This is a genomic window from Allobranchiibius sp. GilTou38, assembly GCF_017565325.1.
Taxonomy (GTDB): domain Bacteria; phylum Actinomycetota; class Actinomycetes; order Actinomycetales; family Dermatophilaceae; genus Allobranchiibius; species Allobranchiibius huperziae.
The window spans coordinates 225,289-247,814 of record NZ_JAGEKN010000003.1 but is presented as its reverse complement, the minus strand read 5'-3'; the positions used below and the strand labels follow the sequence as shown (position 1 = coordinate 247,814).

24 protein-coding genes are annotated in these 22,526 nt (G+C 69.4%); 18 read left to right on the top strand and 6 right to left on the bottom strand.

What is annotated here, in order from left to right; translation table 11 throughout:
- Positions 1-12 precede the first annotated feature (12 nt).
- Both JOB34_RS01680 and JOB34_RS01675 read left to right on the top strand, forming a co-directional pair.
- Entirely contained in the window at positions 13-873 is an 861-nt protein-coding gene (locus JOB34_RS01680) for an Fpg/Nei family DNA glycosylase (RefSeq protein ID WP_208051098.1), read from the top strand.
- Between the two features lie 68 nt (positions 874-941).
- Positions 942-1,136, top strand: coding sequence for a hypothetical protein (locus JOB34_RS01675; protein WP_208051097.1), 195 nt, complete (start codon positions 942-944; stop codon positions 1,134-1,136).
- Between the two features lie 28 nt (positions 1,137-1,164).
- Here JOB34_RS01675 and JOB34_RS01670 read toward each other — a convergent pair whose 3' ends face one another.
- Positions 1,165-1,485, bottom strand: a complete 321-nt coding sequence (locus JOB34_RS01670) for a rhodanese-like domain-containing protein (RefSeq protein ID WP_208051096.1) — start codon at positions 1,483-1,485, stop codon at positions 1,165-1,167.
- Positions 1,486-1,547: 62 nt separating this feature from the next.
- Between JOB34_RS01670 and pdxY the strand changes: the two genes are divergently transcribed.
- Both pdxY and JOB34_RS01660 read left to right on the top strand, forming a co-directional pair.
- Positions 1,548-2,393 carry a pyridoxal kinase PdxY gene (pdxY, locus tag JOB34_RS01665; RefSeq protein ID WP_208051095.1) on the top strand — a complete coding sequence of 282 codons (846 nt, stop codon included), beginning with the start codon at positions 1,548-1,550 and terminating at the stop codon, positions 2,391-2,393.
- A gap of 143 nt (positions 2,394-2,536) precedes the next feature.
- Positions 2,537-3,244, top strand: a complete 708-nt coding sequence (locus tag JOB34_RS01660) for a L,D-transpeptidase family protein (protein ID WP_208051094.1) — start codon at positions 2,537-2,539, stop codon at positions 3,242-3,244.
- On the opposite strand, the gene JOB34_RS01655 is transcribed toward JOB34_RS01660, so the two are convergent.
- The gene (locus tag JOB34_RS01655) at positions 3,238-3,594 is read right to left on the bottom strand and encodes a GNAT family N-acetyltransferase (protein ID WP_208051093.1); all 357 of its coding nucleotides are present in this window, start codon (positions 3,592-3,594) and stop codon (positions 3,238-3,240) included. The genes JOB34_RS01660 and JOB34_RS01655 overlap by 7 nt on opposite strands.
- A gap of 185 nt (positions 3,595-3,779) precedes the next feature.
- Here JOB34_RS01655 and JOB34_RS17290 point away from each other — a divergent pair, with 185 nt between their 5' ends.
- The 4 genes from JOB34_RS17290 to JOB34_RS01635 all read left to right on the top strand — a co-directional run bounded on the left by JOB34_RS17290 (position 3,780) and on the right by JOB34_RS01635 (position 8,565).
- Positions 3,780-4,034 carry a hypothetical protein gene (locus JOB34_RS17290; protein WP_243757457.1) on the top strand — a complete coding sequence of 85 codons (255 nt, stop codon included), beginning with the start codon at positions 3,780-3,782 and terminating at the stop codon, positions 4,032-4,034.
- 440 nt (positions 4,035-4,474) lie between these two features.
- Positions 4,475-5,215: an ABC transporter ATP-binding protein gene (locus tag JOB34_RS01645; RefSeq protein ID WP_179478149.1), complete on the top strand. Its 741-nt coding sequence runs from the start codon at positions 4,475-4,477 to the stop codon at positions 5,213-5,215.
- Between the two features lie 3 nt (positions 5,216-5,218).
- Positions 5,219-7,753, top strand: coding sequence for an FtsX-like permease family protein (locus JOB34_RS01640; protein ID WP_208051092.1), 2,535 nt, complete (start codon positions 5,219-5,221; stop codon positions 7,751-7,753).
- A 101-nt stretch (positions 7,754-7,854) separates the two neighbouring features.
- Positions 7,855-8,565, top strand: a complete 711-nt coding sequence (locus tag JOB34_RS01635) for a VC0807 family protein (RefSeq protein WP_208051091.1) — start codon at positions 7,855-7,857, stop codon at positions 8,563-8,565.
- A gap of 98 nt (positions 8,566-8,663) precedes the next feature.
- On the opposite strand, the gene JOB34_RS01630 is transcribed toward JOB34_RS01635, so the two are convergent.
- Positions 8,664-9,413, bottom strand: coding sequence for a helix-turn-helix transcriptional regulator (locus tag JOB34_RS01630; RefSeq protein WP_208051090.1), 750 nt, complete (start codon positions 9,411-9,413; stop codon positions 8,664-8,666).
- Between the two features lie 127 nt (positions 9,414-9,540).
- Here JOB34_RS01630 and JOB34_RS01625 point away from each other — a divergent pair, with 127 nt between their 5' ends.
- The 3 genes from JOB34_RS01625 (at position 9,541) to JOB34_RS01615 (ending at position 11,808) form a co-directional block, all read left to right on the top strand.
- Positions 9,541-9,909 (top strand): nuclear transport factor 2 family protein, encoded by a 369-nt coding sequence (locus JOB34_RS01625; protein ID WP_243757456.1) that lies wholly within the window; start codon positions 9,541-9,543, stop codon positions 9,907-9,909.
- Positions 9,910-10,034: 125 nt separating this feature from the next.
- Complete coding sequence (locus JOB34_RS01620) at positions 10,035-10,478, top strand: hypothetical protein (protein WP_208051089.1); 444 nt, start codon at positions 10,035-10,037, stop codon at positions 10,476-10,478.
- A gap of 130 nt (positions 10,479-10,608) precedes the next feature.
- Entirely contained in the window at positions 10,609-11,808 is a 1,200-nt protein-coding gene (locus JOB34_RS01615; protein WP_208051088.1) for an ATP-binding protein, read from the top strand.
- 103 nt (positions 11,809-11,911) lie between these two features.
- On the opposite strand, the gene JOB34_RS01610 is transcribed toward JOB34_RS01615, so the two are convergent.
- Together JOB34_RS01610 and JOB34_RS01605 are read right to left on the bottom strand one after the other, a co-directional pair.
- Complete coding sequence (locus tag JOB34_RS01610) at positions 11,912-12,529, bottom strand: hypothetical protein (RefSeq protein ID WP_208051087.1); 618 nt, start codon at positions 12,527-12,529, stop codon at positions 11,912-11,914.
- A 233-nt stretch (positions 12,530-12,762) separates the two neighbouring features.
- Positions 12,763-13,458 carry a class I SAM-dependent methyltransferase gene (locus tag JOB34_RS01605; RefSeq protein ID WP_208051086.1) on the bottom strand — a complete coding sequence of 232 codons (696 nt, stop codon included), beginning with the start codon at positions 13,456-13,458 and terminating at the stop codon, positions 12,763-12,765.
- A gap of 121 nt (positions 13,459-13,579) precedes the next feature.
- Here JOB34_RS01605 and JOB34_RS01600 point away from each other — a divergent pair, with 121 nt between their 5' ends.
- From JOB34_RS01600 to JOB34_RS01575, 6 genes are all read left to right on the top strand, one after another.
- On the top strand, positions 13,580-14,281 hold the full coding sequence (locus tag JOB34_RS01600; RefSeq protein ID WP_208051085.1) for a metallophosphoesterase: 702 nt from the start codon (positions 13,580-13,582) through the stop codon (positions 14,279-14,281).
- A gap of 55 nt (positions 14,282-14,336) precedes the next feature.
- Positions 14,337-14,798 carry a hypothetical protein gene (locus JOB34_RS01595; RefSeq protein WP_208051084.1) on the top strand — a complete coding sequence of 154 codons (462 nt, stop codon included), beginning with the start codon at positions 14,337-14,339 and terminating at the stop codon, positions 14,796-14,798.
- Positions 14,799-15,121: 323 nt separating this feature from the next.
- Positions 15,122-15,724, top strand: coding sequence for an acetate uptake transporter (locus JOB34_RS01590; RefSeq protein WP_208051083.1), 603 nt, complete (start codon positions 15,122-15,124; stop codon positions 15,722-15,724).
- 35 nt (positions 15,725-15,759) lie between these two features.
- On the top strand, positions 15,760-17,739 hold the full coding sequence (gene acs / locus JOB34_RS01585; RefSeq protein WP_208051082.1) for an acetate--CoA ligase: 1,980 nt from the start codon (positions 15,760-15,762) through the stop codon (positions 17,737-17,739).
- A 63-nt stretch (positions 17,740-17,802) separates the two neighbouring features.
- The gene (locus tag JOB34_RS01580; RefSeq protein WP_208051081.1) at positions 17,803-18,735 is read left to right on the top strand and encodes an aldo/keto reductase; all 933 of its coding nucleotides are present in this window, start codon (positions 17,803-17,805) and stop codon (positions 18,733-18,735) included.
- Between the two features lie 77 nt (positions 18,736-18,812).
- On the top strand, positions 18,813-19,475 hold the full coding sequence (locus JOB34_RS01575) for a class I SAM-dependent methyltransferase (protein WP_208051080.1): 663 nt from the start codon (positions 18,813-18,815) through the stop codon (positions 19,473-19,475).
- A gap of 54 nt (positions 19,476-19,529) precedes the next feature.
- Here the strand turns inward: JOB34_RS01575 and JOB34_RS17985 are convergent, their stop codons facing one another.
- On the bottom strand, positions 19,530-21,011 hold the full coding sequence (locus JOB34_RS17985) for a cryptochrome/photolyase family protein (RefSeq protein WP_208051079.1): 1,482 nt from the start codon (positions 21,009-21,011) through the stop codon (positions 19,530-19,532).
- A gap of 49 nt (positions 21,012-21,060) precedes the next feature.
- On the opposite strand from JOB34_RS17985, the gene fumC reads away from it, so the two are divergent.
- The gene (gene fumC / locus JOB34_RS01565) at positions 21,061-22,503 is read left to right on the top strand and encodes a class II fumarate hydratase (protein ID WP_208051078.1); all 1,443 of its coding nucleotides are present in this window, start codon (positions 21,061-21,063) and stop codon (positions 22,501-22,503) included.
- Positions 22,504-22,526: the final 23 nt, after the last annotated feature.

The following is a 22,526-nucleotide window of genomic DNA, read 5'->3' as shown; positions in this document are numbered from 1 at the left end:
GGAGGAGTCGACGTGCCCGAGTTGCCCGAGGTGCAAGGTCTGACCGACTTCCTGCGCGCCCGTGTGGTCGACCTCGCGATGACCGGTGTCGAGGTCGGGTCGTTCAGCGTGATGAAGACCTTCGACCCGCCGCCGCAGGCGTTGCAGGGTCTGCTCGTGACCGGGGTGGAGCGGCACGGCAAGTTCATCGACATCGACGCCGACGGGGTCCACCTGATCTTCCACCTGGCCAGGGCCGGCTGGCTGCGCTGGTCCGAGCAGTCGCCGGCCACGATGCTGCGGCCGGGCAAGTCCCCGATCGCGCTGCGGGTGCGGTTCTCCGACGGCGCGGGGTTCGACCTCACGGAGGCCGGCACCCAGAAGCGGCTCGCCGCGTACGTCGTGCGTTCGCCGCAGGACGTGCCCGGCATCGCCTCGCTCGGCCCGGACCCGTTGCACGAGTCCTTCACCCGTGACGTGTTCGCCGGGATCCTGGAGGGTCGCCGCACCCAGATCAAGGGCCTGCTGCGCGATCAGTCCGTCATCGCCGGGGTCGGCAACGCCTACTCCGACGAGGTGCTGCACGCGGCCAAGCTCTCGCCGTACGCCGTCGCCGGTTCGCTGTCGGAGGAGCAGGTCTCAGTGCTCTACGACGCGCTGGAGCAGATCCTGCGCGGTGCGGTGGCGACGGCGTCCGGCAAGCCGGCGAAGGACCTGAAGGATGCCAAACGGGCGGGCATGCGGGTACACGGACGCACCGGAGAGGCCTGCCCGGTCTGCGGAGACGTCGTCCGCGAGGTGTCGTTCGCGGATCGGTCGATGCAGTACTGCGCAACGTGCCAGACCGGGGGCAAGGTGCTGGCGGACCGCCGGATGTCACGGTTGCTGAAGTAGTGGCGCCGACCGGACACACGGACGGCCGCGCGCCACTAGTGTCATGGGCCCGATCCGATGGAGGACTCATGAATCCGAACATGCGCAGTGGACTCATCGCCGGCGTCATAGCCGGGGTGATCTATGCGGTCATCGCCATCGCCACCGGCACGGGCGTCGGGGCGGCCATCGGCGTCGGGCTCATCTTCTTCGTGGTGGTGGCCGTCATCACCTTCGTGGTCGCCACCGTGATCGGCAAGACGGTGGCCAAGAACCGCACCTGACCCGCACGCCGGCCGGGTATGACCCGGCTCAGATGACGCGCGGTTCCCCGGAGTCGGCGGTCAGCGGCTTGCCGGCCGACGCCCAGGCGCGCATGCCGCCGTCGACGTTGGCGACGTCGAATCCCTGCTGGCTCAGCCACGCGACCGCCTGCGAGGAGCGGCCGCCGGATCGGCAGATGACCGGAAGCGTGGTGTCGTCCGGGGGCAGGTCGTCCAGACGGGTGGGCAGGTCGCCGAGCGGGATGTGCACCGCGCCCGGCGCGTGACCCGCGTCCCACTCGTCCTGCTCGCGGACATCGAGGACGACCGCGTCGTCGGGCAGCTGCTGCGGGGTGGTCGATTCACTCATCCTGCGATTGTCCCGTATCCCGGCAGCGGTGCACCCGGCACAGGGCGTCATACCCTGCGCTGGTGAAGGTCATGTCCATCCAGTCCTCCGTCGCCTACGGCTATGCCGGCAACAGCTCGGCTGTCTTCGCGCTGCAGCGCCTCGGGCACGAGGTCTGGCCGGTTCACACCGTGCACTTCTCCAACCACACCGGGTACGGCGAGTGGCGCGGCATCGTCTTCGAGCCGCAGACGGTCGGCGACGTCATCACCGGCATCGAGGAACGCGGCGTGCTGCCCGAGTGCGACGCCGTGCTGTCGGGCTACCAGGGCGCGCCGCCCGTGGGCGAGATCGTCCTGGACGCGGTGGCCAGGGTGAAGTCGGCCAACCCGGCGGCCGTGTACTGCGCCGATCCGGTGATGGGGGACGTGGGCCGTGGGTTCTACGTGCAGGCGGGGATCCCGGAGTTCATGCGCGACCGGATCGTGCCGGCCGCGGACATCGTCACCCCGAACCAGTTCGAGCTGGAGTACCTCACCGGCAGTTCGATCCGCTCGGTGGCCGATCTGCTCGCGGCTGTCGAGGCGCTACGACGGCAGGGTCCCGACACGGTCCTGGTCACCTCGGTGCAGACCGACCAGACGCCGGCCGACTCGGTGCAGATGGTGGCGGTGAGCCGTGAGGGGGCGTTCCAGGTGACCACACCGCTGATGCCTCTGCATGTGAGCGGGTGCGGTGACGCGACCGCCGCGATCTTCCTGGCGCGGGTGATGACCGAGGGCGTGGCGCACGCGCTGGCCACCACGGCCGACTCGGTCTTCGCGATCATCGAGGCAACGCACGCGGCGGGCACTCGCGAGCTGCAGTTGATCAGTGCCCAGGACGAGATCGCGCACCCTCGTGGACGATTCGAGGCTCGGCCGGTCTGAGATTCCCCCGGCTCGGGTTCCAGAAATCCAACCGGAATACCCTGCGCACCGTCTAATGTGTGTGGTACGGGACCTCCCCGTCACACGGGTACGAGGCGCGGGTCGCACTCGAGTCCGACATTCTTCACGTCACAGGGGACATCATGACTGCTATCGATCGACGGACTCTGCTTGCCACCACCATCGGTTCCTCCGCATTCGCGATCGTCGGCGGGGCGATGCTCGCGGCCCCCGCGGACGCGGCGACCACGACCCGGCCGGTGCTCAAGATGGGGTCCACCGGCAGCTGGGTGCTGTCGGCGCAGCACGCCATGTGGAACGCCGGGTACTGGTGCGGCGGCATGGACGGGCAATTCGGGTTCGTGGTGCAGCAGGCGGTGTGGGCCGTGCAGAAGGCCAACGGCATCCCCACCACCGGCGAGATCGACGCCCCCACGTGGACCGCGATCGACAGCCAGCACCGTGCATGGCCGCGCTACGCCGGTAATCACATCGAGATCGACAAGACCCGCCAGTTGCTGATGGTGGCGCGCGGCGGACGCAGCGCGATCACGTTGAACACCTCTACCGGCTCCGGCCGCACGTTCGAGTACGAGGGGCACCCGGCGATCGCGCGCACCCCGTCCGGGAACTTCAAGATCTACCGTAAGACGACGACGGGCTGGGTCTACGGCCCGCTCGGCGGGTTGTACAAGCCCTACTACTTCGTCGGCGGCATCGCCGTGCACGGTTCGCCGAGCATCCCGCCCTACCCCGACTCGCACGGGTGCTGCCGGGTGTCGACGGCCGCGCAGGACTACCTCATCTCCGGCGGCGGTCTGCAGATGAGTGAGTTGGTCTCCGTCTACTGACGCAGGGGCAGCCCGTCGAGGCGACGGGTCATCGCCACGTCGTCGCGGTCGCCGAAACTGAAGCGCAGCCCACCGGGCACCCGGCCGGTCTCGACGTAGCCGCAGCGCTGGTAGAAGGCACCCAGACCGGTGCCGCCGCGGTAGTCGATCTGCACCAGTTCGCATCCCTGCGACCGGGCGTGCGCGTGCAGCGCTCCCATCAGCAGGCGCCCCAGATTCGCTCCTCGCTGCTCCGGATCGGTCATCACCCGCATGAGCGAGCACCGGTGCCGCACCGCGACATGCGCCGGTTGCACCACGAATCCGAACCCCAGCAGCTGTCCGGTCGGGGACGGATCGTCTCGTCCCATCGTCTCGTCCCAGGGACGTCGGGGCGTGCAGTCGCACGAGGGTGGTGCCCGCGTCCGCGAGGTGCCGCTCGAGCACGTCGGCCACTGCTTCGCGCGGTGCGTGGGCTTCGAACCCGACCGCCCCACCGCTGTCGTTGACCCGGCACCACAGGTCGAGCAGCTCGTCGTACGCCGGGTCGCCGGCGGTGACCGGCCCCACCCGAGCGAGGGGCGAACGCAGCAGCCTCGGCGCGGGCTGGTCCTTCGGGTCCTGCGGTGCTCGCCGCGCGCCGACGTCCAGGAGTCCGGCGGCCCGCGCGACCTTCACCGACGGCGCATTCGTCGGTGCGATCCGGGCCAGCACCGGGCGGTCCGGCCACCACTCGGCGGCGTACGCCGTACCGGCCGCGGCGATCTCGCGGGCCAGGCCCTGCCCGCGCGCCGAGGGATCCAGTCGGTAGTAGAGGTTGAGGTGGTCGCGGCCCTCGAACGTCAGCGGATCGATCCCGCCGATGCCGACGGGGACGCCGTCGCGCTCCGCGATCCAGTAGCCGACGCCGACGCTGCTCCACCGGTCCGCCCAGGACCGGAGCCGAGCGGACGCTGTCGCGGCGTCAGGGTAGGGCTGCTCGTACATCAGCTCGTATCCGCGAGGATCGGTGTGCCAGGTCAGGACCCGCTGATCGCACGCGTCGTCCTCCGTCATCGGTCGCAGCGTGAGGCGCGCGGTGGTGACGGTACTGGGCGCGGGACCGATCGGCATACGGGCACCGTAGCCAGGGGGTGCGACATCGTCGCGGCGACCGCCGACGGGTGTCGGCGACATGGGTGACAATCATCAGGCACGGTTCACGACGGCCGGCACCACCGATGTACGGCTGCCACGGGAAGGCTCCCTCTCATGACCACGACGACCACCCAGATCGCCGCGCGCGCCGTCGACCTGGTGAAGACGTACGGCAGCGGCAGCACCACGGTGCAGGCGCTGAACGCCGTCAACGTCGAGCTCGTGCGGGGCGAGTTCACCGCGATCATGGGGCCGTCCGGCTCGGGCAAGTCGACGCTCATGCACTGCCTCGCCGGTCTCGACTCGGTCTCGTCAGGGTCGGTGAGCATCGGCGACGCGGAGCTGTCGGGGCTGTCGGACAACAAGATGACCGCACTGCGGCGCGACCGGATCGGTTTCGTCTTCCAGTCCTTCAACCTCGTGCCGACACTGACCGCCCTGGAGAACATCACGCTGCCGATGGACCTTGCCGGTCGGAAACCGGACAAGGAGTGGCTCGACAACGTCATCGACACCCTCGGCATCCGCGACCGTCTCGGGCACCGCCCGAGTGAGCTGTCCGGTGGTCAGCAGCAGCGGGTGGCGTGCGCGCGGGCGCTCGCCTCTCAGCCCGACATCGTCTTCGGCGACGAGCCGACCGGCAACCTGGACTCCCGCTCCTCCGCGGAGGTGCTCGGGATCCTGCGCAGCTCCGTCGACCGGCTCGGGCAGACGGTCGTGGTCGTCACCCACGACCCGCGCGCCGCGGCGTACGCCGATCGCGTGCTCTTCCTCGCCGACGGCGACATCGTCAACGAGATGCGCGACCCCACCGAGGCGCGGGTACTGGACCTGATGAAGACGATGGAGGACTGACCCGTGCCGCGCCGCCCGATGGGGCGGGTGTCGATCCGCAACCTGCGCGCGCACAAGGTGCGGCTGATCCTGACGGTGCTGTCGGTGATCCTCGGCACGGCGTTCGTGACCGGGTCCTACGTCTTCACCGACACCCTCAAGCACAGTTTCACCGGCATCTTCAACGACGCGTACAAGGGCATCGCCACCCACGTGGAGCCGGCGCACAGCTACGACGCGGGTGTCCCTTTCGGTGATCTGGCGACGATCCGGCGGGTGCCGGGGGTCGATCGGGTCGCGCCGGGCGTCGAGCGACCTGCCGCGCTGGTCAACTCCCAGGGCACCAAGGTCGCAAGCGGCGGAGCGCCCAGCGTCGCGGACACCTGGACGGTGCCCGCCGACCGCATCGGCGATCCGACCCAGTTCGAGTCCGGCGGGCCGCCGACTTCCTCGGGGGAGGCCGTGATCAACGCCGGGGCGGCGCGCAAGGGTGACATCAAGGTCGGCGACCGGGTGCGGATCGTGCTGTCGAACCGGCCGGTGCTCACACTGACGGTGTCGGGGATCTACCGCACCAAGACCGAGAGCGGCGGCTACATCGGGGTGCTCCTCAGCCCCGCTCAAGCGGTCCGGGTGCTGTCGGACGGGCGCCACTACACCTCGGTGGACGTGTCGGCGAAGCCCGGCGTGAGCGAGGACGAGCTGACGTCGCGGATCGCCAAGGTCCTCCCTTCCGGGCTCACCGTCGAGACCGGCACCAAGCTGCGGGACGACACGAACGCCCAGATCCAGACCGCGTTGTCGTTCGTCAACTACCTGCTGCTGGCCTTCGGATTCATCGCCCTGATCGTCGGCACCTTCATCATCTACAACACCTTCTCGATGATCGTCGCCCAGCGGCTGCGCGAGCTCGCGCTGCTGCGGGCGGTCGGTGCGAGCCGCAAGCAGGTGCGCCGGTCGGTGCTGCTGGAGGCGTTGTTCACCGGAGTGATCGGCAGCGTGCTCGGCATCGTCGGTGGGGTGGGTCTCGCGATCGGGTTGCGCGAGCTGCTGAACGCGTTCAACGTCGGCCTGCCCTCCGGCACGTTGCTGCTGCAACCGCGCACGCTCGTCGTGGCCCTTGTCCTGGGGGTGGGGGTGACTCTCCTCTCGGCGTACATCCCCGCCCGACGCGCGTCGTCGATCGCCCCGGTCGAGGCGATGCGCGAGGAGTTCGCCATCCCGTCGGCCTCCAGCTCCACCCGGCGCACCATCCTCGGTCTCGCGCTGCTGGTCCTCGGCGTGGTTCTCACAGTGCTCGGAGCGACCTCGTCCTCCACGTCGCACGGGTCCGCCCTGATCGGCGCCGGGCTGCTGGGAGTGGGAGGCGCAGCGCTGATGCTCTCGCCGGTGCTCGCGCGCATCGTCATCCCCCCGATCGGGTGGGTCGCCGGGCGGCCGTTCGGCCGGCCGGGTACCTTGGCGCCTTCGAACGCGGTCCGCAACCCGCGGCGTACGGCGGCCACGGCCTTCGCGCTGACCCTCGGACTGCTCATCGTCAGCGGCATCTCGGTGATCGGTGCGTCCGCCAAGGGCAGCGTGAACCACCTCTTCGACAACAACGTGCGCGCCGACCTCGTGCTGACCGCAGGCCAGCAGGGCACGGTGCCGCAGCCGGCGATCGACGCTGCGGCCAAGCAGGACGGCGTCGGATCGATGACGCAGTTCCACCTCGCGTTCGGTCTGCTCGACGGAGCCGAGGAGACCGGGAGCGGCGTCGACGGTCCACTCTCCGCGGTGCTGGCCCTGACACCGGTCTCGGGGTCGATCTCGCCCACCGGCGACAACCTGGTCGCCAGCGAGTCCAAAGCGCGTGAGCGCGGTTGGACCATCGGTTCGATGCACACGCTCACCCACCCGGGCGTCGGGTCGGTGCGGTTGAAGCTGGTCGGCGTCTACCAGGACAGCCAGCTCGCCGGGGCGTGGCTGGTGAGCGGCGCGACGTACCGCAGCCTCACTCCGGCGGACGAGCGAGCGGCGGAGGTCGGCCTCATCCGGGTCGCGCCCGGGGCCGACCTGTCACAGGTGCAGGCGCGGGTGGAGAAGGCGACCAACCCGTACTACGTGGTCTCGGTCGACACCCGCACCCAGTTCAAGGGACAGATCGCGGCACAGGTCAACACCCTGCTCGGGTTGCTCTACGCTCTGCTCGCGCTCGCGATCGTCATCGCGATCCTGGGGATCATCAACACCCTGGCGTTGTCGGTGGTCGAGCGACGGCGGGAGATCGGGATGATGCGCGCGGTCGGGATGATGCGACGGCAGGTGCGCCGCACGATCTACCTCGAGTCGTTCCTCATCGCCGTGTTCGGTGCGCTGCTCGGGCTCGCGCTCGGGATCGTCTACGGCGTGCTCTTCACCAAGCTGCTCAAGGACCAGGGTCTCAGCGTGCTGGTCATCCCCTGGACCCAGGCGCTGGGCTTCCTGGTCGTCGCCGGGATCGTCGGCGTGCTGGCGGCGCTGTGGCCGGGGGTGCGCGCTGCGCGCACCCCACCGCTGGCGGCCATCGTCGACGCCTGAGGGGTTCCGGCGCGCGCGAGTGGAGTCGCCGCGCGCCCTATGGAGCGCGCGGCGACTCCATTCGCGCACGGCGGGTGCGTGCTCCTGTCAGGATGAGCCGCGTGAGGACACCGCTGGACGAGCAGATGGCGCAGGCCGGTCGGTTCGCACCCTCGATCCGGATGTCCGGGCTGCTGCGGATGCTCACCCTCGACATCGCCATCCCGGTCGGCGGCTACTACCTGGCCCGGGCTCTCGGCGCGGGGATGACCGCGGCGCTGCTCATCTCCACCGTCCTCGCCGGGCTCCGGCTGTGCTGGCTGATCTGGCGCCAGGGACGGGCCGACGCGTTCGCGATCTTCATGCTCTTCCTCTTCGCCGGCGGGCTCACGCTGTCGCTGATCACGGGCGATCCGCGTTTCCTGCTCCTCAAGGGCGCCGCCCTCACCGTGCTGTCGGGTCTGGTCTTCCTCGGCTCGGTCGCGGTACGCCGACCGCTCACCTTCGCGGTCGCGGGGCGGCTCGCGGGGTCGGACGAGACGTCCGCCGCCGGGTTGAAACAGGGCTGGGCGACGTCGGCGCCGTTCCGGATGGGCTTCTACCTGATGGGCATCGTCTGGGGTGTCGGCCTGATCCTGTCGGGCACCGCGCAGATCGTCCTGATCTACACCCTCACTCTCGATCAGTCGGTGGCAGCGACCAACGTCGTGTCGCTGGTGTTCTTCGCGATCTGCATCGGCTGGAACGTCTGGTTCGTCGAGCGTTCCCGCAGGCTGTCGCGCGAGGCCTCGGATCCGCAGCCGCAGATCGCGTCCGCGCCGGCGAGCTCGTGAGACGCACGCGACCCTGACGGCGTTCGCATCGGTTGACGGCGTTCGAACACCGTCAACGGCGCGAAACGCCGTCAGCGTGCAGTCGGGGCCGACGCAGGTCAGGGCGCCGGGTAGAACGTCTCCAGGACCAGCTCTTCGACCGTGACGTCGGTGGCCGTCTCCACCGCCGCGGCGACCGAGAAGTACGACGCCACGCCGACATCGGTGCGCAGCCGCAGCGGGAGTACGACACCTGCCGCCGGTGCGCGCTCGAGGGTGCCACCGGGATAACCCAGCAACTCCTCCTCCAACGCTCGCAGCCGATGGTCGTCGGTGCGCTCGATGCGCTGCCGCAGCTGGGTCATCAGGTGCCCGCGCCACTGCCCGAGATTGACGATCCGCGGCGCAAGTCCGTCCGGGTGCAGGCTGAGGCGCAGCACGTTGACGGGCGGCTCGAGCAGGTGGGCGGCGCACCCGGTCGTGAGGGCCAGCGTCGCGTCGTTCGCATCGAGCATGTCCCACCACCGGTCCATCACCAGCGCGGGATACGGATGCCCTCCCAGCACCGACCGCAGCGCGTCGGCGATGCGGGCGAGCTCCGGGGCGTCGAAGCCGTGCTGAGGGTAGGCCGGTGCATACCCGCCGGCGAGGAGCAGCTGATTGCGCTCGCGGAGCGGCACCTGCAGGTGATCGGTCAGTCTCAGGATCATCTCGGGCGTCGGCCTGGCACGCCCGGTCTCGACGAAACTCAGGTGCCGGGTGGAGACCTGCGCCTGGATCGACAGGTCCAGTTGGCTGAGGCGGCGCCGCTCGCGCCATCCACGCAGCAACTCGCCGACCGGCCGGGCGGACGGTGCAGTGGTGGTCACCGACGCGACGCTAGCCGAACGACGTACCTCCGGCGATTACCTCGCACGTCATCGAGTGGCATTACCTATGAGGGAATCGCGCTCTCGCCCGGAGCGATTCAGGATCGTTCACGCCAACAACCCTTCGATGAAAGGCACTGCGATGAACGACCTGATGAACACCTACCTCGCCTGCTGGAACGAGACGGACCCTGCGGCCCGGCGCACACTGATCGACCAGCACTGGACCGAGCAGGCGAGCTACTCCGACCCGATGGCGCAGGTGCGCGGCCGCGACGCCGTGGACGCGACGATCGGAGCCGTTCAGGATCAGTTCCCCGGTTTCGTCTTCACGCCCGCCGGTCCGGTGGACGCCCATCACCGGCAGGCGCGTTTCACCTGGGGCCTCGGCCCGGCGGACGCCGAGCCGGTGATCGTCGGCTTCGACGTGGTCGTCACCGACGACGACGGTCGAATCGACAGCGTGCTCGGGTTCCTCGACAAGGTGCCCGCCTGATCCCTGCCTCCGGCATCCGCCACGCTGACGGCGTTCGCGACCATTGACGGCGTTCGAACGCCGTCAGCCACGCGAAACGCCGTCAGGGTGCGCCGCGTGCTGAGGTGCGTATGAGAGGAACGAACATGACCACAGCGCGAGGGTTGCCCTTCCTGGTAGGCCGGTACGACGGCGCCGAGACGATGCATGCGTCCGCGTGGGCGCCGGCGGGCACTGCGACCAGCACGATCAGTGGGGAGGTCGAACTCGACGGATCGATCATCGTCCAGCGCTATACCCAGTACCGCGACGGCGCCGAGTCGTTCGCGTCGCTCGGCGTGTGGATGACGGACCCGGCCACCGGCGAGTACCTCTACTACGCCTACGACAGCGCCGGCTTCCCCGCCGACCCTCCGGCGCGCGGCACGTGGCGCGAGGGAGAACTGGTCCTGGACCGCGACACCCCCCGCGGCAGCAGCCGGCTCGTCATCTGCAGGGTCGGTGACGGCTGGTCGTGGTCGAAGACCTACCGCGTGCCAGGCGCCTCGGAATGGCAACCCGTGCAGGACGCGCTCTTCTCGCCCGCTTAGCGCTCGATAGTCCGCGGTGGCGTGGCACCCGCGCCACGAAACCGCGGACAACCACGCACACCCACGACAGACGATGCGACACGCTACGGATGTATCGGGCAGAAGCTAGATATGCGCATACAGTCCGATCGTGGATCCGATACGCAACCCGTACGCGCCCGGCGCCGGCCAGCGGCCGCCCGAACTCGCCGGCCGGGACGGCGAACTCGACACGTTCGCAGTGGTGCTGGAGCGCGTCGCCCGTGGGCGGCCGGAGCGTTCGATCGTGCTCACGGGCTTGCGCGGGGTCGGCAAGACGGTGCTGCTCAACGCGTTGCGGTCCGCTGCCGTGCGCGCCAAGTGGGGGACCGGCAAGTGGGAGGCGCGGCCGGAGCAGCGACTGCGGCGCCCGATCAGCGCGGCACTGCACGTCGCGGTCCGCGAGCTCGGACACACCCAGGCCGATGACGTGCAGCAGGTGCTCGGTGTCATCAAGGCGTTCGCTCAGCGGGACACCCCTCCGGGCTCCAAGCTGCGCGAGAAGTGGAACCCCGGCATCGACGCGCCCGCGGTCTCCGGACGGGCCGACTCCGGCGACATCGAGATCGACCTGGTGGAGCTGCTCACCGACGTCGGCGGTCTCGCCGCGGACATCGGCCGAGGTATCGCGCTCTTCGTCGACGAGATGCAGGATCTGCACCCCGACGACGTCTCGGCGCTGTGCGCGGCCTGCCACGAGATCAGCCAGGCGGGTCTGCCCGTGATCGTCGTGGGCGCCGGACTTCCCCACCTGCCAACGGTGCTCAGCGCATCCAAGTCCTACTCCGAACGACTCTTCCGGTATGCGCGGATCGACCGTCTGCCGCGTGACGCCGCCGACCGCGCGCTGCAGTCGCCGGCGCAGGACGAGGACGCGGCGTTCGAGCCGGACGCCCTCGACGCGATGTACGCCGTGACCGGCGGATACCCCTACTTCATCCAGGCCTACGGCAAGGTGGCCTGGGACCTCGCGCCGCGCTCGCCGATCACGGTGGCGGACGTCGCGGTCGCCGCGCCGGAGGCGGATGCCGAGCTGGCGGTGGGTTTCTTCGGATCACGTTACGAGAGAGCCACTCCCGGCGAGCGTGAGTATCTGCGAGGGATGGCGGACGCCGCCGCCGACCTCGCTGACGCCGACGAGGTCGAGTCGGTCACCACGGCCGCGGTGGCCGACGTCCTCGATCGAAAGCCGCAGTCGCTGTCACCTGCGCGGGACGCCCTCCTGAAGAAGGGCCTCATCTATTCCGGTGAGCGCGGCCGCATCGCCTTCACCGTGCCGCACTTCGGCCGCTACCTGCGCTCGCAGACCTGATCGGTTCTCCCGGTGCCGCCGGTCCTGGAAGCGTCGGCATCCGGCCGAGACCTCGACCCGTCCGGATGCCGCGCTCACGTCTGTACGTCGCGTGCCCGGGATTTCAGCGCCCGTCGCACAGGTCGTAGGCCTCTGTGGTGTGCGCCAGTGCCGACTTGTAGGTCTCGCCCTTGCTCGGGAACCACCAGGTGACGTGTCGGTACGCCGGGTGGCCGCCGCACGTGGTGAGGTCGTACGCGCGGATCTGGGCCGGCACCCGCATGCCCCCGGAAACCGGCTCATTCGCGGGAACGAAGTAGCCGAATCCGCGGCCGTCCGCGGTCGGACCGCCCCAGTTCGACCAGGTGACGTCCTGGACCATGCCGGTGGGATCGCCTCCGTTGTCGATCACGTGCGGCCGGACGTCACCGAATCCGCGCGTGTTCGGGACTCCGGTCCCCCAGCCTTCCAGTCCCAGAGTGGGGACGCCGGCGGACGAGGTCTGCAACCGTGTCGTCCCAGTGCTCGACGGGCGCGAGCTCGGCGAAGCCGCAACGGTGTTCGGGTGCCCTGTGCTCGGCACGGTGACCGTGGAGGTCGCCGTGACGGTGGTCGTGGTCGCCGGCGTGGACGCAGACTTGGTGGCTGATGCGGCGCCCGCCCCGCCGGAGTTGCAGCCGGCCGTAGCGGCCAGTACGAGTGCGCCGGCTGTGCCGACGAAGACCTTGCGAAGGTTGTTCATGGTTCCCCTGTGTCAGCGACGGTGTGTCGTGACTCTCAGACGCAGGGCCCGTCGGTTCGGTTGGCTAGGTATCGACCCGGTCCACGACGCAACGGTTCGACCGTGCCGAAGGGTGTGAGCGCCCATGGGGGAGTCGCTCGGACAGCCGTCGGTGTGGCTGGTGGCGCCGGGGTGGACCACAGTGCCCCGGATCAGGGGGGGTAGTGGGCATGGGGTGATCCTGCCGCTTGGTCTCAGCGCGGGAGGTGAGCGGACACCCAGCGCTGGTCGGGGGTGAGGACGCGGTCGAAGACGAGCCCGGCGTCGCGCAGCACCGACGCGAGCTGCGTGTCATCGAGCACTCGTGCGGTGAAGTCCTGTTCTTCCACGAGCTCCCCCAACGTGTGCATCAACGTCGCCGATACGAGCCCGTCCCCATGGCGTACGACGTCCTTCAGCTCCAGGGCGACAGGGCCGTCGTTCCACACCGAGGGGGTCACTGCCTCGGCCCAACCCGGAGCGTGCCGCTGCAGCACGAGGGTGGCGTCGGGCGTCATGTGACGTACGGCGGCCCGCAGGAACTGCGACCGTTGCGCCGGGTCGAAGGTGTTGATCAGCACGCCTGCCAGGACGACCCCGGCGAAGCGCTCGGGGAGCTGCAGCGTCTCGATGGTGCTGTGGACAGGTTCGGCCGCCTGCAGATACGCGAGCATGCCCAGAGAGTCATCGACCGCGACGACCCGGTGCCCCAACGCAACCAGCGGATTCGCGATGCGCCCGGGCCCGCATCCCAGGTCGAGGACCGCCGCGCCGGCCGGGAGGGCAGCGTGGACGATGTCCGCTTCACCGTGCGGCGGGAGTGCCGCGTAGATCTCGACCGGACAACCGTCCGAGGTGATCGTGCCGCTGCCTCGGCCCGCGGGGCGTCCCGGTCGACGTTCGCTGTCCATGCCGCAGCGTAGATCGCACGGCTGGGCAGGGCGCCCGATCACCACGTCGCGCTCACGGACCCCCGGCGTTCGGCGCCGCTCGTCAGACATCGTCCGAACGTCTCGTGGAACAGTGACGTTCATGGCGCGTCTGTTGCATCTTTCCGACACCCATCTGCTCGGGCCGGGGTCGACATCACCGCATCCGGACATCGATCCGGAGGAGCGGCTGATCGCGGTGCTCTCAGCGGCAACCGCCGAAGGGCCGTTCGACGCGGTCGTGGTGACCGGCGACATCTCCGATGACGGCTCCGGTGACGCGGTCCGACGTGTTCACGACCTCGTGCGTCCGCTTGCGACGATCGTGGTGGCCGTGCCCGGCAACCACGACGACACTGACGTCGTCGCCCAGGTGTTCGGGACTGCGCTCGTGCGGGTCGGTGCGTGGACGATCCGCGGCGCAGCGACCAACGTGCCCGGCGAGGTGGCCGGTCGAGCAGACCCGGTGCTGGACCTGTTGGGCGAGTGTGACGGCCCGACGGTCGTGCTGATGCACCACCCGGTGCGGTCGCGCAGCGCGCATCCCTGGTTCACGCTGCGTGGTGCCGCCGCGCTGGAGCAACGGCTGCGCGACCACCGAACACCGTTGATCCTGCTCAGCGGACACCTGCACCAGGCCTACGACGACACCATCGGCTGCGTGCGTTTGTACGGCGCGCCCGCGACCTTCTACGGGATCGCGCACGACGGCGAGGAGTGGACACCGCACGGCGCTCCGACCGGCGCTCTGATCGTCGACCTCGATGAGGAAGGAACGAGTTCGGCGCGGCTCATCGACGCCTGACGATCGAGCACCGTGCGGTCCGTGCGGAGACAGGCGGACGTGTCATCGTGGGGCGATGAGCAACGGCTATGGCCCTGGCGACGGATACGACGACCGTGATCCGGACCGCACCCAGCGTCTGCCGCAGGGTCGCCCGGACTACCGCGGCACCCCGGATCCGGCGTATACGCAAGGTCCCGGTGAGCCAGCGCGCGCCCCTCGTGGTGAGTACCCGCCGACGAGCCCCGGTCGCTCCGGCATCAGTGGGGGCGTCCTCACCTCGGCGATCGCGCTGGCACTGGTGGTCGGCGGTGTCGTGGGTTTCTTGCTGCATTCGGCGACCTCGTCCGGCGGCGGCTCGAACCCGGCGACGACCACGACCGTCACCAGCCAGGGCAGCGCGTCCACGGTGACGGGGTCGGGGTCGACGTCCACCACGACGGTGACGGGGTCGCCGTCGACGACCACCGAGACGTCGACCACCACCGCGACCAGCACTGCGACGACGACGGTCACGGCACCCGCTCCGACGCCCTGACACGAGTGGGGCGGGCCGCCGCCGGTCTGCGCTGAGCCGCGTCCCGACCGGGGAAGCGGCGCCGGGACGCCGAGCTCACCACGGAACAGCCGACCACTGACTGTCCGTTCGGACAGTTCGGCACCTCTAACGCCGGGCTCAGGATCGGCCGGTCGATCGGTTGTTGGCGATCACAGCCCTACGGCACGCTCCTCAGCCCTACGGTGAGGACATGGTCACGCTGCGGTGGCCTCGGTCGGGAGGCCTGCAGGGGCCGTACCGCTGAGATTCACCGGTGGCCATGGTCAAGTCCATACCCATGCTGAACCTCACGAGGAGATCCCATGGCAACGAACGATCCCACGCCGACCATGCAACCGGGGGCGCACTTCGCCGACCCGGCACCGCTGGGGCTCGCCGCCTTCGCGCTCACCACGGCTGTGCTGAGCGCGGTCAACGCCGGATGGGTGCCGGCGACAGTAGAACCGGTCGTCTTCGGGCTCGCACTCGCATACGGCGGTATCGGCCAGTTCGCCGCCGGCATGTGGGAATTCGCGAAGGGCAACACCTTCGGCGCCACCGCGTTCTCGTCGTACGGCGCGTTCTGGGTGTCCTTCTGGTGGCTCACCGGCCACTCGGGCCTGGACAAGATCCCGGCCAAGGACGCCGGAAAGGGCGTGGGTCTCTATCTGCTGGTCTGGGGAATCTTCACGCTGTACATGACGGTCGCCGCCAGTCGGGTCAGTCTCGGTGTGCTCGCTGTGTTCGCCCTGTTGACGCTGACCTTCCTGGTGCTGGCGTGGGGTGAATTCGCCACCTCGGACTCCATCCACAAAACGGGCGGATACCTTGGACTACTCACGGCATTGGCGGCGTGGTACGTCTCGTTCGCCGGTGTCCTGTCGTTCACGCACAAGCGGCCGCTGCTGCCTGTCGGCCCGCGCTGAGCCCGCCCGTCCTGCAGGACCGCTGAGGAGACCCGATGAGTAACGAGACCCTGGCCAACCTGGCCCACGAAGAGCGTCGCTTCGAACCGCCGAAGGAGCTCGCCGAGCACGCCAACGTCACCGCGGCGGCGTACGACGAGGCGGACGCCGACCCGGAGGCCTTCTGGGCCAAGGCGGCCGAGCGCATCTCGTGGGAGACCACGTGGGATCGCGTGCTCGACTGGGACAACCCGCCGTTCGCGAAGTGGTTCGTCGGCGGCAAGCTCAACGCGGCCTACAACTGCGTGGACCGGCACGTCGAGGCCGGCAACGGCGACCGGGTGGCGTTCCACTGGGTCGGCGAACCGGCCGACGACACCCGGGACATCACGTACGCGGAGCTGAAGGATCAGGTCTGTCAGGCGGCGAACACGCTGGTCGAGCTCGGGGTGAAGACCGGCGACCGGGTCGCGATCTACATGCCGATGATCCCCGAGACGGTGGTCGCGATGCTCGCGTGCGCACGCCTCGGTGCGCCGCACACCGTGGTGTTCGGCGGGTTCTCCTCCTCCGCGCTGCGCGATCGCATCCAGGACTGCGACGCTCACGTGGTGATCACGTCCGACGGCGGTTACCGCCGGGGTGCGCCGTCCGCTCTCAAGCCCGCGGTCGACGAGGCGGTCTCCCAGTGCCCCGGCGTCGAGCACGTGCTCGTCGTACGCCGCACCGGGCAGGACGTCGCGTGGGATGAGCAGCACGACAAGTGGTGGCACGACACGGTCGGCCAGGCGAGCACGGACCACACGCCGGAGGCGTTCGACGCCGAGCACCCGCTCTACGTCATGTACACCTCCGGCACGACGGGCAAGCCGAAGGGCATCCTGCACACGACCGGCGGCTACCTGGTCGGCACGTCCTGGACGCACTGGGCGGTCTTCGACCTCAAGCCCGAGACCGACGTCTACTGGACGGCCGCCGACATCGGCTGGGTCACCGGGCACAGCTACATCGTCTACGGACCACTCGCCAACGGTGCGACGTCGGTGATGTACGAGGGCACACCGGACACCCCGCACAAGGGCCGCTGGTGGGAGATCGTGGCGAAGTACAAGGTCACCACGCTCTACTGCGCCCCGACCGCGATCCGCACCTTCATGAAGTGGGGCCGCGACATCCCGGCCGAGCACGACCTGTCGTCGCTGCGGCTGCTCGGCTCGGTCGGCGAGCCGATCAACCCCGAGGCCTACATCTGGTACCGCGACCAGATCGGCGGTGGGAAGACGCCGGTCATGGACACGTGGTGGCAGACCGAGACCGGCATGCACATGATCAGCCCGCTGCCGGGAGTGACTGCGGGCAAACCGGGTTCGGCCATGAAGGCCATCCCTGGTGTGTCGGTGGACGTCGTGGACGACGACGGCGAGAGCGTCGGCAACGGCAATGGCGGCTACCTGGTCGTCACCAAACCGTGGCCGGCGATGCTGCGCACCATCTGGGGCGACGACGAGCGGTTCAAGGAGACCTACTGGGAGCGGTACGCCGCGAAGGGCTACTACTTCGCGGGGGACGGCGCCAAGCTCGATGACGACGGCGACATCTGGGTGCTCGGTCGCGTGGACGACGTGATGAACGTGTCCGGCCACCGGCTCTCCACCACCGAGATCGAGTCGGCTCTGGTCTCCCACCCGAAGGTGGCCGAGGCTGCAGTGGTCGGCGCGACCGACGAGCAGAGCGGGCAGGCGATCAACGCGTTCGTCATCCTGCGCGAGTCGGCGCTGAAGGGTGGCGAGGAGGCACCGGACGCGCTGATCACCGAGCTGCGCAACCACGTCGCGTCCGAGATCGGCGCGATCGCCAAGCCGAAGTCGATCCTGGTCGTCCCGGAGCTGCCGAAGACCCGGTCCGGCAAGATCATGCGGCGCCTGCTGCGGGACGTCGCCGAGCACCGCGACGTCGGTGATGTGACGACCCTGGCGGACTCCTCCGTCATGGACCAGATTCAGGAGGGCGTCGGAAAGGGGTCCGGCGACGAGTGACCGCGCGCCCGCCGTCGTTGGTGAGATCGTGGGGCGACCACCCCACGACGTCAGGATCTCCCCATGAACGACGGCGGGCTCGCCATGGCCCTCGGCACCATGCACTTCGGCACCCGGGTCGGGCGTGACGAATCCTTCGCGCTGCTCGACCAGTACGTCGATGCCGGGGGCCGGTGGATCGACACCGCGAACTGCTACGCGTTCTGGAACGACCCGGCCGGTGCCAGCGGTCAGAGCGAGCAGGTCATCGGGGACTGGCTGACGGCCCGCCCGGGCATGCGCGAGCGCGTGCTGATCGGCACCAAGGTCGGGGCGACGCCGGCGGGTGACGGCACCGAAGGTCTGTCCGCGCCGGTCGTGCGGCAGGAGTTGCGCGCCAGCCTGACACGTCTGCAGACCGACCGCGTCGACCTGTATTGGGCGCACAAGGAGGATCGCGGCATCGATCTGGCGCAGAGCGTCGCGGTGTTCGGCGAGGCGCAGGCGCAGGGGCTGGTCGATCAGGTCGGTTGGTCCAACCACCCGGTATGGCGGGTCGAGCGGGCCCGCGCCATCGCGGTCGCGGCGGGCATGCCCGCGCCGACCGCCATCCAGCAGCGGTGGTCCTACCTGCACCCCCGGCCCGACATCGAGGTCGAGGGTGAGGACCACCCGTACGGGATGATGACCCCGGAGACGCTGGACTACGCGCACGAGAACCCGGACGTCGAGTTGTGGGGCTACACAGCGCTGCTCACCGGTTTCTACGACAAGGCCGACACACCGCTGCCGCCGTCGTACGACCATCCCGGGACCCACGACCGGCTCGAGCGTCTCGCGTCGATCGCACAGGCGCACGGTGCACAGCACGGCCAGATCGTGCTGGCGTGGATGCGGCACAGTGATCCCGCGGTGCGCCCGATCGTGGGAGTGAGCCGACCCGAGCAGCTGACCAGCGCTGTCGAGGCGATGCAGATAGAGCTGGCCGCGGACGAGATGGCCACCCTCGATGCCTGATGCTCCCTGAGTCGGCCTGTTTGCCGTTCCGGCAACGTGGCTTGCTCTTCTAGGCGCGGCCGGCGGATGCTTCTCGTATGACGATGCCGCAGGTGCCGGACGACGCGACGGCCGAGAGTTACTGGGAACCCATCTACCTGGAGCGCGCGACTCCCGCCGAGGCGGTGCCGAGCAACAGTGATCTGCTTGCCGCCGAGGTCGCCGATCTGCAGCCCGGGCGCGCGCTCGACCTCGGGTGCGCCGAGGGCGGCGACGTCATCTGGCTGGCCCAACAGGGGTGGGACGTGCTGGGCGTCGACGTGTCCTCGACCGCTCTCACGAAGGGCGCTGAGCATGCGAAGGTCGCGGGGGTCGGCGACCGCACCCGATGGGAGCAGCACGACCTGTCGGCGACGTTCCCGGACGGTGAATTCGATCTGGTGTCAGCGCAGTTCCTGCACACCCCGGTCGCGGGGGACAGTCAGCGGACGACGATCCTGCGGCAGGCGATGCAGGCCGTCGCGCCGGGCGGTCGCCTGATGGTGATGAGCCACACCGGGTGGCCGACCTGGATGACCGAGTCGCCGCACGAGGTGGATTTCGCCACTCCCGAGGAGCTGCTCGCGTCCGTCGGTCTGCCGCGCGAAGGGTGGACGGTCGTACGCAACGAGCGGGTGCCGCGTGACTTCCCGGGTCCGGAGGGTCAGCCGGGCACGCGCGACGACGCGGTCCTGCACGTCCGCCGCGACGAAGCCGTATGAACGGACGCGCTGGATAGCTCGCTTCCCTTCACGCAAGTCCTCGGCGGGTGGGGGTCAGGCCAGGAGCCGGCGGGCGCGGCGTACGTGCCCTGACTTCTTCGCGGGATCCATGCCGTCCCACATCCGGGTCATCATCTGCGAACGCCGGTTGCTGTCGAAGACGTCGCGATGGTCGGCGACGAAGGTCCAGTACAGCGCGTCCCAGTCACGGTCCCAGTCGCCCCGCGGCAGGTCGGACATCTTGCGCAGATAGTTGCTGCCCGACACGTACGGCTTCGTCGTGATCGCTGGCCCGGTCGAATACTGGCTCATGGCATACACATTGGGCACCATCACCCAGTCGTAGGCGTCGACGAACATCGCCATGAACCACTCGTGGATCTCTTCCGGGTCAATCCGCAGCAGGCACATCGCGTTGCCGAGCACCATCAGCCGCTCGATGTGGTGGGCCCAGCCGCGCTCGAGCACCTGACCGATGACGTGGTCGACCGGGCCGAGGCCGGTGTGCCCGGTCCACCAGCCGTCGTCGAGCGAGCGGGTGTGGTGCAGCGCGTTCATCCCGCGCATCCGCCGGCCGTAGAGCTGGTACGTCGCGCGCATGTACTCCCGCCACCCGATCACCTGCCGCACGAAGCCCTCGAGCGAGGCCAGCGGCACGTCGTACTCGTGGGCCGCATCCAACGCACGGTGCACGACCTCGCCCGGGTCGAGCAGGCCGAGGTTGAGCGAGGGGCTGAGCGCGGCGTGGAAGAGCACCGGGTGGGTCTTGGAGATGGCGTCCTCGTACGGGCCGAACTCCACGAACCGTTCGGCGAGGAAGAGGTCGTACGCCGCCTCCGCCTCCTCGTGCGAGGTCGGCCAGACGAACGTTGCGGGATCGCCTGGCGCGTCTGGGAACTCACGGTCCGCCCATTCGATCGCCTCCTGCACCGCGGGCGTCCGTTCCGGCCAGACCGGCTCCGGCACCGGGTGGCCGCGGGGCAGCTTCTTGCGATTCTCCGGGTCGAAGGACCACTTGCCCCCGACGGGGTGGCCGTGGTCGAGCAGGATGTCGAGACGCTTTCGCTGCCAGCGGTAGAAGTACTGCATCTGCGCGGCGTTGTCGCCGAACCACTCCTGCAGCTGCGCTCGCGTCGTGAGGAAGTTCGGCGTCTCCAGCACGTCCTGATCGCGCAGCTCCCCACCGGCGGCGCGAACGGCAGCTGCACAGTCGCGGAAGAGCCAGTCGTCGACCACGTCGTACACCGTGACCTCGCCGAGATGCAGCGTCCGCAGCACCTTCGTCAGGCTGTCGGCTGACGTGATGTCGGCCGACGACTCCACCACGATGGGATCGAACCCCTCGGACCGCAGCAGGTCGGCGAAGCGCGCCATGCTCGCGCGGTGCAGCACCAGCTTGTGGGCGTGGAAGCGGTACTGCCGGAAGAAGAGGTCGTCCTCGACCAGGACGTGCCGGGTGCCGGACGGGACGTCGAGCTGCGCACGGAAGAGCTGATGGGGGTAGACGAGTCGCACACGAGCTTCGGCGCGGGGCACCCTGCCAGTCTGCCCGATGGTGGCCGGGGGCCGGTGCCAGACTCGGGGGATGAGCGACGAGACCGCCCCCACCGTCCACGACGTCCCGGTCGGGATCGAGGCCACGGGCACCCGCACCGAGACCGATTCGATGGGTGCGATCGAGGTGCCCGCCGACCGCTACTGGGGTGCGCAGACCGCGCGCTCGCTGGTGCATTTCGCGATCGGCGAGGACCGGATGCCGGTCGCCGTGTGTCGCGGGTTCGGCTACGTGAAGAAAGCCGCCGCGATAGCGAACGGGCGCGGCGGCCGCCTGCCGCAGTGGAAGGCCGACCTGATCGCGCGGGTGTGCGACGAGATCATCGCCGGCGACCTCGACGACCACTTCCCGCTCTACGTGTGGCAGACCGGCTCGGGCACCCAGTCGAACATGAACGTCAACGAGGTCATCAGCAACCGCTGCATCCAGCTGCTCGGCGGCGAGCTCGGCAGCAAGAAGCCGGTGCACCCCAACGACGACGTCAACATGTGCCAGAGCTCCAACGACACCTTCCCCACGGCCATGCACATCGCCACGCTGCTGCAGCTGCGCACCCAGCTGCTGCCGAGCCTGCAGCGGCTGCACGCGTCGTTCGACGCGAAGGCGCACGAGTGGTCCGACGTGATCAAGACCGGCCGCACCCACCTGCAGGACGCCGTACCCCTGACCGTCGGTCAGGAGTGGTCGGGCTACGCCGCGCAGCTCGAGCAGGCGATCGAGCGGCTGCAGCAGTCCAGTGAGGGTCTGTACGAGGTGGCGCTCGGCGGGACCGCCGTCGGCACCGGTATCAATGCGCCGCAGCGGTTCGCCGAGGAGGTCGCCGACGAGCTGGCCCGGATGACCGGTGAGCCGATCGTCACTGCTGCCAACAAGTTCGCCGCCCAGGGCGGCCTCGACGCGATGGTCGGCGCCTCGGCCGGCATCCGGGCCCTGGCAGTGCCGATCATGAAGATCTCCAACGACATCCGCTGGCTCGCGTCCGGCCCGCGGTGCGGCATCGGCGAGCTGATCCTGCCGGAGAACGAGCCGGGCAGCTCGATCATGCCGGGCAAGGTCAACCCCACCCAGTGCGAGGCGACCGTCATGGTCTGCATCCAGGTGATCGCCGACGACCTGGGGACGACGTTCGCCGGCTCGCAGGGCAACTTCGAGCTCAACGCGATGCGCCCGATCATCATCAACAACGTGCTGCACTCGGCGTTGATCCTGGGCGACGCGTGCGACCTGCTGCGCGAGCACTGCATCGACGGCATCGAGCTCGACCGCCCGCAGATCCAGGAGTACCTCGACCGGTCGCTCATGCTGGTGACGGCGCTGTCGCCGGTGATCGGCTACGACCAGGCGTCGCACATCGCGCACACCGCCTCGGAGCAGGGCCTCACGCTGCGCGAGGCGGCGCTGGCCTCGGGTGCCATCAGCGGGGAGGACTTCGACCGGGTGGTCGACCCGGCCGCGATGATCCACCCCGGCTGAGTCGGCGGGAAGAGGCGCCCCGT

What these genes read in the sequence shown, in the direction of transcription:
- JOB34_RS01660 (WP_208051094.1), top strand. Translation starts at nt 2,537, where the DNA reads ATGACTGCTATCGATCGACGGACTCTGCTTGCCACCACCATCGGTTCC.
- fumC (WP_208051078.1), top strand. Translation starts at nt 21,061, where the DNA reads ATGAGCGACGAGACCGCCCCCACCGTCCACGACGTCCCGGTCGGGATC.
- JOB34_RS01590 (WP_208051083.1), top strand. Translation starts at nt 15,122, where the DNA reads ATGGCAACGAACGATCCCACGCCGACCATGCAACCGGGGGCGCACTTC.
- JOB34_RS01655 (WP_208051093.1), bottom strand. Translation starts at nt 3,594, where the DNA reads ATGGGACGAGACGATCCGTCCCCGACCGGACAGCTGCTGGGGTTCGGA.
- JOB34_RS01645 (WP_179478149.1), top strand. Translation starts at nt 4,475, where the DNA reads ATGACCACGACGACCACCCAGATCGCCGCGCGCGCCGTCGACCTGGTG.
- acs (WP_208051082.1), top strand. Translation starts at nt 15,760, where the DNA reads ATGAGTAACGAGACCCTGGCCAACCTGGCCCACGAAGAGCGTCGCTTC.
- JOB34_RS01625 (WP_243757456.1), top strand. Translation starts at nt 9,541, where the DNA reads ATGAAAGGCACTGCGATGAACGACCTGATGAACACCTACCTCGCCTGC.
- JOB34_RS01575 (WP_208051080.1), top strand. Translation starts at nt 18,813, where the DNA reads ATGACGATGCCGCAGGTGCCGGACGACGCGACGGCCGAGAGTTACTGG.
- JOB34_RS01600 (WP_208051085.1), top strand. Translation starts at nt 13,580, where the DNA reads ATGGCGCGTCTGTTGCATCTTTCCGACACCCATCTGCTCGGGCCGGGG.
- JOB34_RS01605 (WP_208051086.1), bottom strand. Translation starts at nt 13,458, where the DNA reads ATGGACAGCGAACGTCGACCGGGACGCCCCGCGGGCCGAGGCAGCGGC.
- JOB34_RS01620 (WP_208051089.1), top strand. Translation starts at nt 10,035, where the DNA reads ATGACCACAGCGCGAGGGTTGCCCTTCCTGGTAGGCCGGTACGACGGC.
- JOB34_RS01610 (WP_208051087.1), bottom strand. Translation starts at nt 12,529, where the DNA reads ATGAACAACCTTCGCAAGGTCTTCGTCGGCACAGCCGGCGCACTCGTA.
- JOB34_RS01675 (WP_208051097.1), top strand. Translation starts at nt 942, where the DNA reads ATGAATCCGAACATGCGCAGTGGACTCATCGCCGGCGTCATAGCCGGG.
- JOB34_RS01580 (WP_208051081.1), top strand. Translation starts at nt 17,803, where the DNA reads ATGAACGACGGCGGGCTCGCCATGGCCCTCGGCACCATGCACTTCGGC.
- JOB34_RS01670 (WP_208051096.1), bottom strand. Translation starts at nt 1,485, where the DNA reads ATGAGTGAATCGACCACCCCGCAGCAGCTGCCCGACGACGCGGTCGTC.
- JOB34_RS01595 (WP_208051084.1), top strand. Translation starts at nt 14,337, where the DNA reads ATGAGCAACGGCTATGGCCCTGGCGACGGATACGACGACCGTGATCCG.